The following is a 16,311-nucleotide window of genomic DNA, read 5'->3' as shown; positions in this document are numbered from 1 at the left end:
TCAGCGGTTCCCGTAGAGCTTGGTCGGGTGGTCGGCCGGGTTGTACTTCACCTGCGCGTTGAGCTTTTCCTGCACCTGGGCGGAGCTGTCCGGGTCGGCACCCTGGGTGAGGGCGAACCCGGCTCCGGTCGCCAGACCGCCTCCGATGATGACGGCGGCGATCACGCCGATGACCGTGCCCACGTGTCACTCCTTCCGCAGCGGGAAATTCCTGCCGCGGCCCAATGTACGCATCGGTAACATGCGGCACAACAGTGCGACGCACAGCGACGTCAGCGCTACTCCGTTCGCCACCAAGGCGGGCGCCCACGAAACCTCTTTCACCGTGGGCACACCGGGGGTCCGGTAGAGCGTCAGCCAGTCACCCGACCACACCCGCGTCGCGTCGGCGAGCAACCGCGAGTCCACATAGCCGGGTGTCCCCCGCTCGACGAGGATCCAGCCGATACCCGCGGCGGTGAGCTCACGGGCGGACGTCGCGGCGCGGACGTCGCCGATGCGCGGGTCCTCCCCCACGATGCGGTCCGATCCCACTTGGAGCGTGTCGTCCATCAGCACGGGTTTCGGGAGGACGCGCGGCGCGGGGTCGAGCTGCGTCCGGTCGTCGTTCCAGGCGAACCCGCGGAAGGCCGAAAGCGGCAGCGTCAGGACGTCGCCGGGGCGGTCACCGAGCACTTCGGACACTGCCTGCCAGTCGGCCGGGTACTGCGCGGTGCCGAGCCGTCCCCAGCCGCCCCAGGCGAGGTCCGGCATGGTGAGCAGGGGGAACGCGGCCGCCGCCGTCACGAGCGCGATGCGCCCCCGCTCGGTTTTCAGCTTGGTGGCGGCGACCTCGATGGCGAGCGCGAAGCCCAGCGCGAGCGGCAGCGCCCACCAGGCGACCCATTTCTGGGCGTCACGCAGGAGTCCGGCGCCGGGCACGTGCCGGGTGGCCGCGGTCAGCAGCGCGTCGCCGCCCGGCAGCGTCGCCAGTGAAGCCAGCAACACGCCCGCGAGGCCGAGGCCGAACAGGGAGCGGGCCGGTGCCTTCCCCCACCGCTGCGTGAGCGGCGCGAGGCCGGCGACCGCGATGGCGACGACGATGAGCGTCAGCACCGGGATCATCGGCATGGCCCGGCTGCCGGGAACCGTTTCGGCGTTCCAGATGCCGCCCAGGCCGAGCACGCTGAGCAGCGCGGGGCCCCAGCTTTCGGGGCGCGCGCTGAACGCCGTGACGCCGGCCGGATCGGAGAAGGTGCCGCCGGCGTTGAGGAACGTCGGGACCAGCCACGGCAGGTTGAGCACGACGGCGATGGCGGCGGTCTGCCCGAGGCGGCGGGAACCGGCGGCGACGGCCATGACGACGACGGCGAGCACGCCACCCGGCGGAGTCAGGACGGCAGGGGCGCACGCGATCACGAGCTTCGGCAGGGCGTTCGGTTCGCGTTTTCGCGCGGCGAGCCCGGCACGCACGATCCAGGGCAGGCAGGCGTAGGTCAGGAGCAGCGGCCAGTGGCCGATGAACAGCCGCTCCGCGACGTACGGCGTCCAGGCGTACGCGGTCGCGGCGACGAGCCGCGTGCCCAGGTGCTCGGTCGGGACCAGGCGGCCGGCGCCTTGGGCGGCGGTGAAGATGGCCAGCAGCAGGACGATCTTCTGGACGATGTCGCCGGGCAGCACGGTGGTCGCCAGCGCGACGGCGGCGTCGGCCGGGACGGACCGCGGCAGCGTGGCGCCGATCCCGAAGGCGTCCGGCACGAAGTACTGCCGGGGCGCGAACACCATGTCGTAGGAGAGGACGAACCCGCGCCCCAGCAGTGGTGCGCAGACGGCGAACGCCAGCAGGGCGGACACGACAGGGAGCGCGAGCCGCCTGCTCGGTGCGTCCACTGCCCTTCCTTTCCGCTGTCCGCGCGGTTATGGTCCCTGGAAATTACCCGCCGGTAATGGGGAGCCCGCCGTTGAGCGTAGACACCGAAGCGCCGGCCCGGACCGGCAACCGGGTCGCGGCGATCCTCGTCTCGCTCGCGCTCGCGGGCAACAACGCGGGCAGTTACGTGCTGAGCCTGGCGGCCGCGCGGATCCTCGCGCCCGGGGCGTTCGGGGAGCTGAGCTCGCTGCTGGCGGTGCTGGTGATCGGCGTCGTCCCGGCGATGGGGCTGCAGACGGTGGTGGCGCTGCGGGTCGCGCGCTCGCCGTCGCTGGCCCAGGGTTCGCTGTTCGCTCTGGGGTTGGTGACGAGCGGGATCGTCGCGACGGCGGCGTTGACGCTCAGCCCGTTGCTCGTGCTCCTGCTGCACCTGGGGTCGCTGACGCCGGCGCTGCTGGTGACGGCCGCGCTCGGGCCGTTGACGCTGCTGGGGGTGTTCCACGGGCTGCTGCAGGGCGGCCACCGGTTCGCCTTGCTGGCCGGGCTGATCGCCCTGGAGGGTCTGGGCAAGGTCGGCGGGTCACTGGTGGGTCTTTTGGTGACGGGCTCTCCCACGGGGGCGCTCGCCGGGACGGCGCTCGGGTCGCTGGCGGTGGTCGTGGCGGGCTGGCAGGTCTGCGGCCGGCCGCAGCCGCGCTGGGCCGATCGCCACGGCGCCGAAGTACTCCATACGGCGCAAGCGATGCTGGCGCTGGTGCTGCTGGTGAACCTGGACCTGGTGCTGGCCCGGCACACGTTGCCGTCGTCTTCCGCCGGGGAATACGCGCTCGGGGCAATCGTCACGAAGATCGCGTACTGGCTGCCGCAGGCGGTGGGGGTGCTGGTGCTCCCCCGGTTCGCGGCGTCGTCCGGTCGTCGGCGCGTGCTGCCGGTGGCGTTGGCGGTGTGTGCTTTCCTCGACGCCTTCGTGCTGCTGGCTTCGGTGGTGCTGGGGCCGTCGCTGCTGTCGCTGATCGGCGGGGCGAAGTACGCGGGGAGTTCGATGCCGGTGTGGCCGTTCGCCCTGGCCGGGTCGATGCTGGCGCTGGTCCAGATCTTGTTGTACGCGCGCCTGGCGGACGGCGACCGCCGGGTGGCGGTGCTGATGTGGGCGGCGGTGGCCGTGGAGGCGGTGCTGATCACGACGTGGCTGCACGCGTCGGCGACCCAGGTGGTGACGGTGGCGGCTTGTTGCGCGGGCGGGCTGGCCGTGGCGGGGTTCGTGCTGGAGCTGCGGGCCCGCCGAACCACCTGACCACCCGTGATCAGACCCGTAACCGGCGTGATTGAAGCCGTAACTCGCGTGACTGGAGCCGGAACTCGCGAGTTCCGGCCCCAATCACGCGAGTTACGGGCCCGATCACGCGAGTTCCGGCCCGGATCACGCGGGTCACGGGTCTGATCACGTGAGCTAGGCCGGCTCGGTGGGGTTCTCCTTCCGGGTGAACCAGTCCACGCACGTCGCCACCATCGCGGCCGCCGCGAGCAGCAACGCTGCCTGGGTCACCGGGCCGTACGCCCACTCCTGGCCGTGGCCCAGGATCCGGCCCGTCACCGACACCGCCGCCGCCACGACCATGCCGCCGAACGCCAGGTACCGCGGCGCCCGGTCCCAGAACTGCCGCGCCAGCAGGCACGCGATCAGCAGCACCACAGGCAGCATCCCGCCCAGCGCCACCAGCAGCACGATCAGCATCACCGGCACCAGGGAACCACCCGGCACCACCGCGAACGACCGCCGCCGCGCGGGCCAGAAGACACCCACCAGCATCAAGAACACCGCCAACGCGCCGATCAGCAGCGAAGTCCGGTACGCAGAGTCCGGCGTGAACGCGAGCGACACCACCCCGCCCGCCCCGGCCGGGACGATCCACGCCTGCTGCCAGCCGTCGACGCGGGTGCGGGCCAGCTCGCGGCCGTCCAAAGTGGCCACCCAGCCCGCGTTCGCGTTCTCCGGGACCGCCAGCACCGCCTCCCCGCCGGGCGCCACCTTCACCGACCGCGACGCCGCGTCCCACTTCTCCACCTGCACCGCGCGGTGCACCGGCGGCGAAGCGTCCACCGCGGGTCGCAGCCACAGGTCCTGGACGACGAACGAGTCCGACCGGTCCGTCCGCAGTTCGTGCCCACCGGACGGCAGGGAGATCCCGCCCTCCGAGTCCCGGCACATCCGCAGGGTCAGCGGCCGGTGCGCGGTGATGTCGGACAGCGTCCCCTGCACCGACGTCCGGTAGTCGAGCCCGTCGAGGTGGATGTTCGGCCCCGAGCCGCACGGCACGGTGAACGCCGGGTCCGGCCCGGGCAGCAGTCCGTCGGTGCCGGAAAGCTCCAAGCTCCCGACGCCGACCACCGCCCGCGCGGCGGGGTCGTCGTCGTCCCCGGGCAGCACGATCTGCAGCTGGTCGGTGTCCAGGGGTTCGAAGGACGCCGACCCGGCCGCGTCGAGCTGCACGGTCCGCGTGCCGGCGCGACCGACCAGCTGCACCTGCCGCGGCGCGCGAGCCCCGCTCGACGGCGAAGCCCCGATGTGCAGCCCGGAAATCCGCTTCGAGCCGGTCCAGCCGAGAGTGAGCGTCGGGCGCAGGTCGGTGGCGTCGGGACGCCACGTCGTGCCCGCGTCGCCGTCCACCGCCGCGAACCCGCCCGCCGCCGGGTCGCCGGCCAGCTGCGACGTCGACGCCACCGTGACCCCCGGCAGCGCGACCGGGTTCTTGCCGCCGCCCGCGGGCAGCACCGTGCCGCCGACGAGGAACGTCTGCTCGGCCGGGGTGCTGAACAACCGCCGGATGCCGTCGGGCTCCTCGCCGTCACGCGCCGCGGACGCGTCACACCGCACCGCGCCGCCGGACGGCAGGCACGCGTACCGCGGCTGGGCGCCGCGCGTGAACGCGAACCCGGGCGCCGGCCCGGCGGGCAGGTCGGCCGGGACTTCCAGGGCGCGCTGCGGCTCGGTGCCGGGGATGGCGAGCTCCGCGATGCCGACGTTCCCGTCCTGCCGCCCGACCACCAGCGACAGCAGCGTGATCCGCACCTTGCGCGTGACCCCGGCGGCGACGGGGTAGCTGTGCGACCCCGCGCCGCGGATCACCTGCTGGTCGACCGAGCCGTTGTCGGTGGTGATCCGGATCCGGGTCGGCGGCCAGCCCACCCGGAGGTCGTCCACCATCTGCAGGTCCACCGAGTTCACCAGCCGCGGGGTGTCGAGCTCCACCTCGAGCCACTGGCCGACCGGCCCGGTGAACGACGACGAGTGCCACGCCGTGCGCGGGTCGCCGTCGATCGCCGCGAAGGGCTGATGCCCCGGGTCGGACCCGCCGAACGCGTCGGCGAACGACGCGGCCGTCGACGCCGTCACCGCGCGGATGCCCCGGTAGGCGGCGACGGTCTGGTGCTCCTCGCCCGGGAACGGCAGCACGTCACCCGCGGCGCGCTGCTGGCGGAACGCCTCCCCGGCGGTCAGGGTCTGGCTGAGGTTGTCCCGCACGCCGCCGACGTTCCGCTCGGCGCGGCGCAGGCCGTCGGTCACCAGCCGCGGGCCGCCGGGCGAACCGCCGTCGCCGGTCAGGACGGTCGGTGTCGCCGGGTCGAGCTGGCCGGAGTCGATCAACGGGAGCAGGTTCTCCGGGCCGCCGCTCACCGTGGGCACGTCCTTTGTGGACGTCGCGGTGGCGAGCGGCACCGGCTGCCGCACCTCGTAGATCTCGAGGGGCCCGAACTCCGCCGCCTTGCCGATGCCGGGCGAGCCGGCCAGCCCTGCCCGCAGCGTCGCGATCGGCGGCGCGGTGTTCCGCTCCCGGTCGATGTCGTTGCGCAGCAGCAAGAACCGGTACCCGGACCGCGCGAGCAACGCGGCGAGCCCGGGATCACCGCGGCCGTCGGCGAGCGCCGCGTCGACCGAGTCCATCAGCCGGGTGTTGCCTTCGGATCCCAGCGGTACCTGGTTGCGGACCGCCCACGGGCTCTTCGCGATGGCCTGCGCGGGCTCGTCGACCGTACGGCCCCAGTCGTACTCGCCGAACCCGGTGGCCGGCAGCAGCAAGGTCCGCGCGTTCGGGTCGGCTTTGGCGACGTAGCCCATCGCGTCGTACCAGTAGCCGGGCACCTCGTCCCAGCCCGGCCCGGAGCGCAGGTTCAGCAGCCACGCGGGCGCGGCCATCACCAGCACCAGCAGCAGGCCGAGTGCGGGCCGCAGGAACCGGCGCGCGGACTTCACCCGGACCGGGCTCGAGATGCCGTGCACGAACGCCAGCATCAGCGGCAGCCGCAGCACCGGCTCGAACTTGTGCACGTTGCGCAGCGGTGCGAGCGGCCCGTCGAGCAGGTGCCGGACCTGCTCGGCCAGCGGGCTGTCGAGCGTGCCGACGTAGCCGATCGTCAGCAGCGTGAGGCCGGTGAGGACGCCCAGCACCAGGAAGCGCCGCTCCGGCAGGCCGCGCCGGGTCAGCCCGAGCAGGCCGACACCCGCGACGAGCCCGGTCGCCAGCATCAGCACGGGGTTGTCGATCAGCGACCAGCCGCCCGGCCACCACGGCGTGCCCTGCACGACGTAGGCGACCCACTGGTTGGTCCCACGCAGCACCTCGAACAGCGACATGGGCGCGGTCGTGTTCGTCGCGGACTCGATGTAGTCCAGGAACGGCAGGCTGTACTCGCCGAGCAGCAGCAGCGGCAGGATCCACCACAGTGTCGCGCCGACGACGAAGACGAACCACCACAGGACCAGTTCGACGTGGTGGCGCGTCCACTTGCGGGTCAGCAGCCACAGTCCCGGCAGGACCAGCGCCATCACGACCATCGCGCCGTTGACGCCGCCCATGCACAGCACGGCGACGGCGGACAGCCCGGCGGCGCGTCGCGGCGAGCCGATCGTCCCGGCCCGGACCAGCGGCACCAGCACCCACGGCAGCAGAACGGCGGGCAGCATCTCCGCGGACAGACCGCCGATTTCGGTCAGCATGCGCGGCGCGAGCGCGTACCCGAGCGCGCCGATCAGCCGCGTGCGCTCGCTGCCGAGCTTCATCGCCCGCGCCAGCAGCAGCGCGCCGCCGAACGCGGCCGAGAGCAGGACCGCGCCCCACAGCCGCTGGGCGACCCACGCCGGCATTCCGGCGGCCTGGCACAGCGCGAAGAACGGGCCCATCGGGAAGAGGTAGCCGTACGCCTGGTTCTGCAGCTCCCCCGCCGTGGCTTGCGGGTTCCACAGGTGCAGCGCGCGGCCGAGGAAGGCGAGCGGGTCGACGGCGAGGTCGAGCTTCGTGTCGAACGTCGTCTTCCCTGGCATCTGCAGGAACGACAACGTGGTCAGCGCCAGCACGATCCACGTGCTCGGCCGGCGGAAGAACGCACCCACCGAGAACTTCCGGGCACCCCCCGAGGGCGGGGCGTCGTCCCGGGACCGTTCGCGGGTGGCGGTTACCATCCGGTAGATACTAGGCCGAAACCTGGCTACGATGTGCCGACGATTTCCGCGGTCCCCGAAACTCCTGGGCAGGTGCGCCATTCCGGACGAACTGGTGGCGGACGGCTTCGCCGACGCATGGACCCTGGCCGAGCCGGTCAAGGGCTGGATGACGCGCGCGCAGGGCGAGGCGCTGTGGCAGGCCGCGCGCCGCCTCGAAAAGGGCGACGTCATCCTGGAAATCGGCAGCCACCAGGGCAGATCCACGATCGTCCTCGGCGCGGCGGCTCGCACGGTCGGCGCCACGGTGATCGCCGTCGACCCCTTCGTGGACGGCCGGCTGTTCGGCGGATCGCCGACGCGGCAGCTGTTCGAGCGCAACATCCGCCACGCCGGGCTGGACGACGTCGTCGAGCTCGTCGCCGGCTACAGCACGGAACTGCGTCCTGACTGGGACCGGCCCATACAGCTGCTTTACATCGACGGCAAGCACGACTACTGGACCTACACCGACGACCTGCGCTGGTCGGCGCACCTGCCGCCGGGCGCGGAAATCCTGGTCCACGACTGCTTTTCCTCGATCGGCGTCACGCTCGGCACGATCGCGAAGGTCCTCTTCGGACGCCGGTACGCCTATGTGGACCGGGCGACGTCGCTGGCGCGGTTCCGGCTGGCGCGACCGTCCACGGCGGACCGCGTGCGCGTGCTGGCGCAGCTGCCGTGGTTCCTGCGCAACGTCGGGATCAAGGTGCTGCTGCGCCTGCGGCTGCGGCCGGTGGCCCGGATCTTCGGCCACGACAGCCCGTACGACCCCTACTGAGTAACCGGTTTCCCGATCTCGACCTTCGCGACGCACACCGGCGCGCCCGGGCTCGACAGCTGGATTCCGATGTGGTCGAAGAGGCCGTCCACCGGCAGGTACAGCGAGTGCAGCCCGGCCTGGAACCACACCGGCGTCCGGTCCACCAGGCCCTCGCCGCCGTCGGAGGTGAAGTAGTCGATCTTCAGCAGGTGCCGGCCCAGTACCGGCGCGTCGAGCGGGACGCGCACCTGGGTCTCGCCGACCGTGTACCCGCAGTTCGGCACCGGCCCCTGGACCCCGTGGGATTCCGCGGCCACGCCGGTGATCAGGTGGGGCGTGCCGGTGGCGTCGAGCAGGTGCATCCGGTTGGTCGGCTGGTCGAAGTGGGTGCCAGGCACCAGACCGGCCACCCGGGACGCCTGCGAGTCCGCGCCGAACCACTCGTGGACCACATCGGAAGGCACGAAAGTGTCGTAGAAGACCAGATCTGGGTCCTCCGCGACGGCGGCCCGGACATTTCCGAGGTACTGCGTGGAATGGTCGAACCGCAGTGCGGGGGCGAGCCGGGAAAATCCCACCGCGGAACTGACGAGCAAAAGCACGCACGCGGCTAGCGCGATCGGCCGTTCACGCTTTCCGCCGGACGGCGCAACTTCACCGGGCGGCAGGAACGCGAACGCTCCACAAAGGGCGGCCACGAGCGCCAGCTCGGCGAGGTACCTCGGGTCGTCGCCGGCGGCCGGGCCGACTTCGCGCAGCCGCGTCAACGCCAGCAGCCCGACGTCCACGGCGAGCAGCAACCCGAGCAGCGCCCACGCCCGCCAGGCCCGGCGGCCGCTCACGCGCACCCCGGCGAAGAGCAGCGCCAGCGCCGCGCCGAACAGCAGGACCACGACCACGAACGGCGACGGCGCCCAGGTCGCGCCCGGACCGGGCCCGGACCACGGCCCGCCGGCCAGCCCGGGCAGGAAGGTGTCGCCGAGCATCCGGCCGGTCAGGTCGGCGACGGTCCCGGCGGTCATCGGCGTGCCGCCGGGGGCCACCTGGCTCGACGTCAGGGCGAGGTAGCCCACGATGAAGGCGCCGAGCAGCGCGGCGTGTCCCGCCCAGTAGCGCCACCGCTCCCGGAAGGACTGTCCGAGCAGGACGGTCACCCCCACCAGCAGCAGCGGGACCACCACGGCCTTCTCGTAAAACGCGAGGCCGAAGAGCGTCCACGCGAACGTGCCGATCCACCACCTCCCGCCCTCGCGCAGGTAGCGGACGTGCCAGTACAAGGCGCCGACGGCCGCCAGCACCACCGGGACGATCTGGATGCCGTACGCCCACCACAGCGTCGGAACCAGCAGCAGCGTCGAGGCCGTGAACACCGTGAACGGCACCAGGATCGCCCAGCGGCGGCCGAAGCAGCGCACCAGCAGGCACCAGAACAGCACCGTCGCGACGGCGCGCATCAGCAGCAGCGGCAGCACGAGCAGCGGGAAGTTCAGCGGCGCCCACCACGTCAGCACCGCCACGACGAAGAACCCGCCGGGCGTCAGGTGCCCGTGGTAGTCCTGGAAGAGGAAGCCGAGGTCGAACGGCCCGGCCACGGCGGCCCGGTAGGTCATGACGAAGTCGTCCTGCGCGAGGTTCCCGTGCAGCGCAGCCCAGGCGTGGAAAGCGAACGGCACGACGCCGGCGACGAACGCCGCCAGCACCAGGGCCGTGGGTCTCCGGAGCGCCCGCGGCGCCGGCTTTTCCGTCAGCTGCAGCACGGGTTCCTCACTTTTTGCACGCGGGTGGCTGGCACATGAGCGTGCTCAGTGCCTGGTAGAAGACGTCGGAGATCTTGCGCGGGTCGGGCGTGGTGAACGACTCGCCGCCGGTGGCGGCCGAAACCTGCTTCAGCTCGCTCGCGTCGATGTCGGGGCCGATGCCGATCCCGATCACCGGCAACGGTTTTCGCGGGTCCTGCAGCCGGCCCAGCTCGGCGAGCAGGCCGGGCAGCCCGACGGAGTCGCTGTCCTCGTTGCGGCCGTCGGTCATCACGACGACGACGTTGATCCGGCCGAGCTGCCAGTTCTGGCGGGCGTTCTGGTACGCCGCGAGGATCGAGTCGTACAGTCCGGTCGCGCCGCCGGCCTTCGGCTTGACCGCCTGCAGCGTCTGCACCCCGCCGCCGGCCAGCTGCTGCGAGATGGACCGCATCGGCAGCAGTTCCTTGTAGTCCTTGTCGCCGTCGAGCTTGGTCGAGAACAGCCACAGGCCGATTTCCGTCGTCGGCTTGAACAGCCCGAGGCCCTGCGTCGCGGCTTCCAGGGTGAGCGCCATCCGGCTGCGGCCGGTGCCGGGGACGGTGGCGGCCATCGAGCCGGACACGTCGAGCAGCACCTGGACGCGGGCGCTGAGGTTCGCCCCGGCCCACGCCTGCAGCACGCCGTACATCGCGTCCGGCGCGGGCGGCCCGGCCGGGCGTGGCGTGGCGTCCGTGCGGGTGTCGCGCGGCCGGTCGCCGAGCAGCTGCCCGCCCGGCGTCCGGAACCCGGCGTCGGCGAACGTCTTCGTCGCGGTCTGGTCGAGCAGGAGCCGCAGGAACCGCTCGGCCGCCGACCGCGAAGCCTCCGACGCCCGCGGCAGCACGACGTACGGGTAGTCGAAGCTCGGCACGCCGGCCGCCGGGTACGCGGCGACGAGCTTGCGCGCCAGCACGGACTGCTCCGACGCCGGCGACGCGGTGAACGGCTCCTTCACCGCCGACACCTTGCGGATCTCCTCGGTGAACGCGGCGGCGGGGTCGGGCGCGTCCTTCGTCAGCTGCTGCATGCCGATCAGCGCGGCGATCCCGGCCGGGTCGCGGCTCGGGTCGGGCAGGCCGACCGGGCTTCCCGTGAGGACGTCCGACCAGGACGGTGACTTCCCCGGCCAGCCGGCCTGTTTCGCGACCTCGTCGGTCAGGGCCAGCACGACCGGCGAGCTCGCCACCGACTGACCGGACTCCGGCAGGTTCCACGCGCCGCCGTCGCGGGCCTGGAGCAGCCAGCTGCTCGACTCCGGCACCCAGACGTCGGGGCCGTTCGCGCCGTTGGTTTCCAGCGCCGCCGCGGTGGCCGTCGACGCGGACGCCGTGACCTCGACGGTGTAGCAGTCCGGCCCGGGCACCGACCGGGCGAGCGTGGTGAGCACCGGCGCGACGTCCGGCGCCGCGGTGATGTGGACCGGGGTCGTGGTGTCGCAGCCGCCGGCGGCGAGGCGGTCGCGCAGGTAGTCGACGCCGAACCAGGCGAGCAGCGCGACCACGAGCAGCACGCTCAGGACGACGACCCGCGCGTCGATGCGCCGGGCCCGCGCCGGGTGTGCCGCCATGCACGTACCTTCCGTCGTGAAGTCCTGGCAGCTTGCCAGCCGGGTGAGCGGGAAGCCAGTACCGATAGCGGAAAGTCACCATCACCGCGTGATCCCGTGGTGAAGGAATTGCGCGGTGCGGCCGTCTTGGTGACGCTCGGAAACTGCGTAACATTTCTGCTTGACGCCCGTCCCACATGGGTAGAAGCACGATGGCGGATCGCGGAGACGATTTCGCCGTCCCCGAAACGGCGAACGGCACCGAACGGAGACGTAACCCGTGCGCACGATGTACGACGCGGTCACGGCCGCGAACATCCCCGCCGGCGCGCAGATGGTCGCGGGATACATCGACAAGATCAAACTCGAACCCTGGTCGGCCGCCGACTGGGCGCGCTTCCCCAGCGCGGTCAAGGTCACCATCGTCAAGAAAGCGAGCACGAACGACGGCCACGTGCTGGACGTCGAACCCGGCGACGCCAGCCCGGGCCAGGCGCCGGGCTGGGTCCGGATGCGCCGCGCGGCCGGCGCGGACCCGACGATCTACTGCAACCTCTCGACCTGGCCCTCGGTGCGGTCGGCGTTCTCGTCGGCCGGCGTCGCCGAGCCGCACTACTGGATCGCCCACTACAACGGCGATCCCGCGATCCCCGCCGGTGCGGTCGCCAAGCAGTACCGCGGGGACGTCGCCCCGGGCTACGACGTCTCGTCCGTCGCCGACTACTGGCCCGGAGTGGACGGCAACGGATCCGCCTCGACTGGAGTGGAGATCATGGAGCGCATCACCGTCACCCCGCCCAACGCCGACCAGAACACGGTGCGGGTGTTCCTGTCCGGCAGCCCCGGCGCGGCGGTCGTCATCCGGCCGCGGCTCGGCGGTGACGGCTTCTCGACAGCGATGTGGGTCGGCGACATCTTCGCCTGGGGCAACGACCACCAGGGCGTCGGCCACAACCCGACGCAGATCGCCGGCTACGACAACAAGCTGACGTCGCACCGGCGCTACGACCTGCCGGGCGCGGTGTGGGCGGACATCAACTACAGCGCGGCCGAACCGTTCGAGATCGACATCGTCGGGTAGCACGGGTCCGGGGCCGTTCCGCGTGTCGGCGGCCCCGGGCTCCCCGCCGCGCTGGCAGGATCGCGGCATGGAACACGTGCTCGGCATCGGTGGGTACTTCATCCGCGCGGCGGACCCGGCGGCCCTGGGTGCCTGGTACCGCGACAGCCTCGGCCTCGGCGCCGACGAGCACGGCCTGTGGCAGCAGGGGCCGGGCCCCACGGTCTTCGCGCCGTTCGATTCCGGGACCGACTACTTCGGCGCCCGGTCCCAGCAGACCATGCTCAACTTCCGGGTCCGCGACCTCGACGCGATGCTCGCCCAGCTCCGCGAGCTCGGCGCCGACGTCGCCGAGGAGACCCAGGACATGGACGGCGTCGGCCGGTTCGGCTGGGTCACCGATCCCGAGGGCAACCGCGTCGAGCTGTGGCAACCCGCCTGACGCGGGCCGGGTCAGTGCTTGGGGCTGAGCCGCGGCCGGCCTCAGGCGGGCGGGAGCGCGCGGCACAGCGCGTCCACCGCCGCCGGGTAGGCGTGTTCCGGCGGAGTCGCGTACCCGACCACCAGTCCGTCCATTATGGACATCCCACTGTCCGGGTGTCGAAAGTCAGCCAGGCCGTCCAGCGCGAGCCCTTGCCACGCCGCGGCTTTCACCACCGACGGCTCGGTGCCGGGTGGCAGCCGCAGCACCGCGTGCAGGCCCGCGGCGATGCCGGTCGGCGCCACGTGCGGTGCCCGCTCGGCCAGCGCCTCGACGAGGAGGTCGCGGCGGCGCCGGTACCGCTGGCGCATGCGCCGGATGTGCTTGTCGTACGGACCGGAATCCAGGAACTCCGCCAGCGTCAGCTGATCCAGCACGCCCGCCCACGCCTCGCGCTCCCCCTTCACCGCCAGCACGGCGTCCACCATCCTCTCCGGCAGCACCAGCCACCCGAGCCGCAGCGCGGGTGACAGGCTCTTGCTCACCGAGCCGACGTAGACGACGTGCTCGGGGTCGAGGCCCTGGACCGCACCGACCGGCTTGCGGTCGTAGCGGAACTCGCCGTCGTAGTCGTCCTCGATGAGCACGCCGCCGGTCGCGCGGACGTGGTCGACCACCGCGGTGCGGCGGTCGTGGTGCAGCGGGCCGCCGGTCGGGAACTGGTGCGCGGGCGTCAGCAGCACCGCCGGCACGTCCAGCTCCGAGACGCGGGCGCCTTTTTCGTCCAGGGCAAGGGGAATCGTCTCGACGCCGGCCGCGTCGAGGATCGAACGGTGGAACGCGAGCCCGTACGCTTCGACGGCGAGCGGGCCGGGCACCACCGCCGGGAACAGCAGCCGCAGCGCGTGCGCGAACCCCGAGCACACGACGATCCGCTCCGGCGATGTCCGCACGCCGCGCGCCCGCGCGAGGTAGCCGGCCAGGGCCTCCCGCAGTTCACGCCGACCGCGCGGATCTCCGGGCCCGAAGGCGTCGTGCGGGGCGACGGTCAGCGCGCGCCGGGCCGCGGCGAGCCATTCGGGACGCGGGAACGACGTCGCGTCCGGCTGGCCCTGCCGCAGGTTGTACCGCGGCGCCGGAGGACCCGGGGACTTCTTCGGCGTCCGGGCCGCGGGGAGCGGTTCGGCCCGCGGGGCGACGCGGGTGCCGGAGCCCTGGACGGCGGTCAGCCAGCCCTCGGCGACCAGTTCGGCGTAGGCGTCCGCGACGGTGTTGCGGGCCAGCCCCAGGTCGGCGGCCAGCGACCGGTAGGGCGGCAGCCGGGTGCCCGGGACGAGCCGTCCGGTGCGGACGGCGTCGCGCAGCGCGGTGATGAGCGCGGCCCGTTTGCTCCCGGTGCCCGCCAGCTCCAGGTGGAGGTCGACTCCGGAATTGACCCACGAATCTGCCACGGAAATGCACCCTACACGGAGGTCAACCGCGTCCTAGATTTCTGGTCATGACGAACTCCCGCCTCACCTTCGCCAAGTCCGCCCCGAAGGCCTTCAAGGCTCTGATCGGCTTCGACGCCGCCGCCCGCGCCGGCCTCGACCCCGCGCTGGTCGAGCTGGTCCAGATCCGCGCGTCGCAGCTCAACCGCTGTGCCTACTGCCTGCACATGCACAACTCGGACGCCCGCAAGGCCGGCGAGAGCGAGGAGCGGCTGCACATGGTGGCCGTGTGGCCCGAAGCCGGTCACTTCTTCAGCGAGAAGGAGCAGACGGCGCTGGCCCTGACCGAGGCCGTCACGCTCATCGCCGGCGGCGTCCCCGACGACGTCTACGCCCGGGCCGCCGGTCAATTCGGCGAGGAAGAGCTCGCGCAGCTGCTCGCGCTGATCTTCACCATCAACACGTGGAACCGCATCGCCATCACCACGGCGAAGGTGCCCGGCACGGACGAGCGGGTGGCCCGGTGACCCGCCGGCCGGGCGCGGTGCTCGCGCTGCTGGCGTTCGCGCAGCTGATCATTTCCCTCGACTACAACATCGTGTACGTGGCGCTGCCGGACATCGGCCGCGAGCTCGGCTTCTCCGCCCAGAGCCTGCAGTGGGTGGTGAGCGCGTACGCCGTGGCGTTCGGCGGGTTCCTCCTGCTGGGCGGCCGGGCGTGCGACCTGTTCGGCCCGCGCCGGGTGTTCGCCCTCGGGTGCGCGCTCTACGCCGGGTCGTCGCTGGCGGGCGGGCTGGCCGGCGGCCCCGGCCTGCTCGTCGGCGCCCGGGCGGGGCAGGGCCTGGGCGGAGCATTGCTCTTCCCCGCGACGCTGACGCTGGTCAGCACGCTGTTCGCGGCCGGCCGCGACCGCAACCGCGCGTTCGCGGTGTGGGGTACCGCGGGCGGCAGCGGGATGATCCTCGGCTCGCTGCTCGGCGGCGTCCTGACGCAGACGTCCGGCTGGGCGGCGGTGTTCTTCGTGAACGTCCCGCCGGCCGCGGCCGCCGCGGTGCTCGCGTTCGCGCTCCTGCCCGCCGGCCCGGCGCGGGTGCCCGGCCGCCGGTTCGATCTGCCCGGCGCGCTGACCGCGACGCTCGGGACGACGTCCGTGGTGTTCGCCCTGGTCGAGGGCCCGGAGCTGGGCTGGACTTCGGCGGTCGTCCTGGGTGCTGCCTTCGCCGGAGCTGGGCTGCTGGCCGCGTTCGCCGTGATCGAGCGCCGAGGCCGCGACCCGCTGCTGCCGTTGCGACTGCTGCGGGAGCGCAACCTCGGCACCGGCGTGGTCGTGACGTTCCTCTACATGGGCACGTTCGGGACGCTGCTGTACTTCCTCACCGCGTACTTCCAGGGCGTGCACGGCTACAGCGCGCTGGCGACCGGGCTGGCGTTCGGCGTGCCGATGGTCGCGATCGCGGCGGGTTCGCAGGCGGCGGGCCGCCTGGCCACTCGCTACGGCATGCGTCCGACGCTGGTGGCCAGTCTGGCGGGTCGGCGGCGCCGGGGCGGTGTTGCTGAGGCTGTCGATGACTTCGGAGGCGTCGTACCTGGCGTTGGTCCCGGCGCTGGTCGTGCTGGGGCTGGGCCAGGGAGCGGGGTACACGCTGATGTTCGGTGCGGCGGCGGCCGGGATTCCGGTGTCCGCGCAGGGAATCGCGTCCGGAGTGGCGTCGACGGCCCAGCAGGTCGGCGGGACGGTGGGCCTGGCGGTGTTCGTGGCGGTGGCCAACGCGGGCACCGACGAACTCACCGGTCTCCGCACGGCGGTCCTGCTGGCGGCAGCGGGAATCGCGGTGACGGCCCTGGCCGCACTCCGCTTCAGCGGCACTCCCCGGCCCGCGCCGCTCCCGGCTTGAGCAGAAGCGCCCCAATGTGGCCTTGGTTGCGTTCAACGCACCCAAGGCGGCCTTCGGTGCGTTGAATGGTATTTCTTCCGTTTGGTTGCGGGG

12 protein-coding genes are annotated in these 16,311 nt (G+C 72.5%); 6 read left to right on the top strand and 6 right to left on the bottom strand.

Annotated elements, in window-relative coordinates:
• Entirely contained in the window at window positions 1–183 is a 183-nt protein-coding gene (locus AB0M59_RS51095) for a hypothetical protein (RefSeq protein ID WP_364630899.1), read from the bottom strand.
• Between the two features lie 3 nt (window positions 184–186).
• Window positions 187–1,869, bottom strand: coding sequence for a hypothetical protein (locus AB0M59_RS51090; RefSeq protein ID WP_364630896.1), 1,683 nt, complete (start codon window positions 1,867–1,869; stop codon window positions 187–189).
• 71 nt (window positions 1,870–1,940) lie between these two features.
• Between AB0M59_RS51090 and AB0M59_RS51085 the strand changes: the two genes are divergently transcribed.
• On the top strand, window positions 1,941–3,143 hold the full coding sequence (locus AB0M59_RS51085) for a polysaccharide biosynthesis protein (RefSeq protein ID WP_364630893.1): 1,203 nt from the start codon (window positions 1,941–1,943) through the stop codon (window positions 3,141–3,143).
• A gap of 156 nt (window positions 3,144–3,299) precedes the next feature.
• Here AB0M59_RS51085 and AB0M59_RS51080 read toward each other — a convergent pair whose 3' ends face one another.
• Window positions 3,300–7,307 carry an alpha-(1->3)-arabinofuranosyltransferase gene (locus tag AB0M59_RS51080; RefSeq protein ID WP_364630890.1) on the bottom strand — a complete coding sequence of 1,336 codons (4,008 nt, stop codon included), beginning with the start codon at window positions 7,305–7,307 and terminating at the stop codon, window positions 3,300–3,302.
• 94 nt (window positions 7,308–7,401) lie between these two features.
• Here AB0M59_RS51080 and AB0M59_RS51075 point away from each other — a divergent pair, with 94 nt between their 5' ends.
• On the top strand, window positions 7,402–8,106 hold the full coding sequence (locus AB0M59_RS51075) for a class I SAM-dependent methyltransferase (protein ID WP_364630887.1): 705 nt from the start codon (window positions 7,402–7,404) through the stop codon (window positions 8,104–8,106).
• On the opposite strand, the gene AB0M59_RS51070 is transcribed toward AB0M59_RS51075, so the two are convergent.
• Together AB0M59_RS51070 and AB0M59_RS51065 are read right to left on the bottom strand one after the other, a co-directional pair.
• On the bottom strand, window positions 8,100–9,845 hold the full coding sequence (locus tag AB0M59_RS51070) for a hypothetical protein (protein WP_364630884.1): 1,746 nt from the start codon (window positions 9,843–9,845) through the stop codon (window positions 8,100–8,102). The two genes, AB0M59_RS51075 and AB0M59_RS51070, sit on opposite strands and share 7 nt — an antisense overlap.
• Before the next feature lie 7 nt (window positions 9,846–9,852).
• A complete protein-coding gene (locus tag AB0M59_RS51065) occupies window positions 9,853–11,433 on the bottom strand; it encodes a substrate-binding domain-containing protein (RefSeq protein WP_364630881.1) in 1,581 nt (526 codons plus the stop codon).
• Window positions 11,434–11,692: 259 nt separating this feature from the next.
• Here AB0M59_RS51065 and AB0M59_RS51060 point away from each other — a divergent pair, with 259 nt between their 5' ends.
• The gene (locus tag AB0M59_RS51060) at window positions 11,693–12,493 is read left to right on the top strand and encodes a hypothetical protein (RefSeq protein ID WP_364630878.1); all 801 of its coding nucleotides are present in this window, start codon (window positions 11,693–11,695) and stop codon (window positions 12,491–12,493) included.
• Window positions 12,494–12,560: 67 nt separating this feature from the next.
• A complete protein-coding gene (locus AB0M59_RS51055) occupies window positions 12,561–12,914 on the top strand; it encodes a VOC family protein (protein WP_364630876.1) in 354 nt (117 codons plus the stop codon).
• Window positions 12,915–12,955: 41 nt separating this feature from the next.
• Here the strand turns inward: AB0M59_RS51055 and AB0M59_RS51050 are convergent, their stop codons facing one another.
• Window positions 12,956–14,344, bottom strand: coding sequence for a PLP-dependent aminotransferase family protein (locus tag AB0M59_RS51050; protein WP_364630874.1), 1,389 nt, complete (start codon window positions 14,342–14,344; stop codon window positions 12,956–12,958).
• 47 nt (window positions 14,345–14,391) lie between these two features.
• Between AB0M59_RS51050 and AB0M59_RS51045 the strand changes: the two genes are divergently transcribed.
• Both AB0M59_RS51045 and AB0M59_RS51040 read left to right on the top strand, forming a co-directional pair.
• A complete protein-coding gene (locus AB0M59_RS51045; RefSeq protein WP_364630872.1) occupies window positions 14,392–14,850 on the top strand; it encodes a carboxymuconolactone decarboxylase family protein in 459 nt (152 codons plus the stop codon).
• The gene (locus AB0M59_RS51040; protein ID WP_364630869.1) at window positions 14,847–16,283 is read left to right on the top strand and encodes an MFS transporter; all 1,437 of its coding nucleotides are present in this window, start codon (window positions 14,847–14,849) and stop codon (window positions 16,281–16,283) included. The genes AB0M59_RS51045 and AB0M59_RS51040 overlap by 4 nt, the downstream gene beginning before the upstream one ends.
• Window positions 16,284–16,311: the final 28 nt, after the last annotated feature.

Origin of the sequence: Amycolatopsis sp. NPDC051371 (assembly GCF_040682155.1) — a bacterium.
Classification (GTDB): domain Bacteria; phylum Actinomycetota; class Actinomycetes; order Mycobacteriales; family Pseudonocardiaceae; genus Amycolatopsis.
This window is presented reverse-complemented; position numbering and strand designations above follow the sequence as displayed.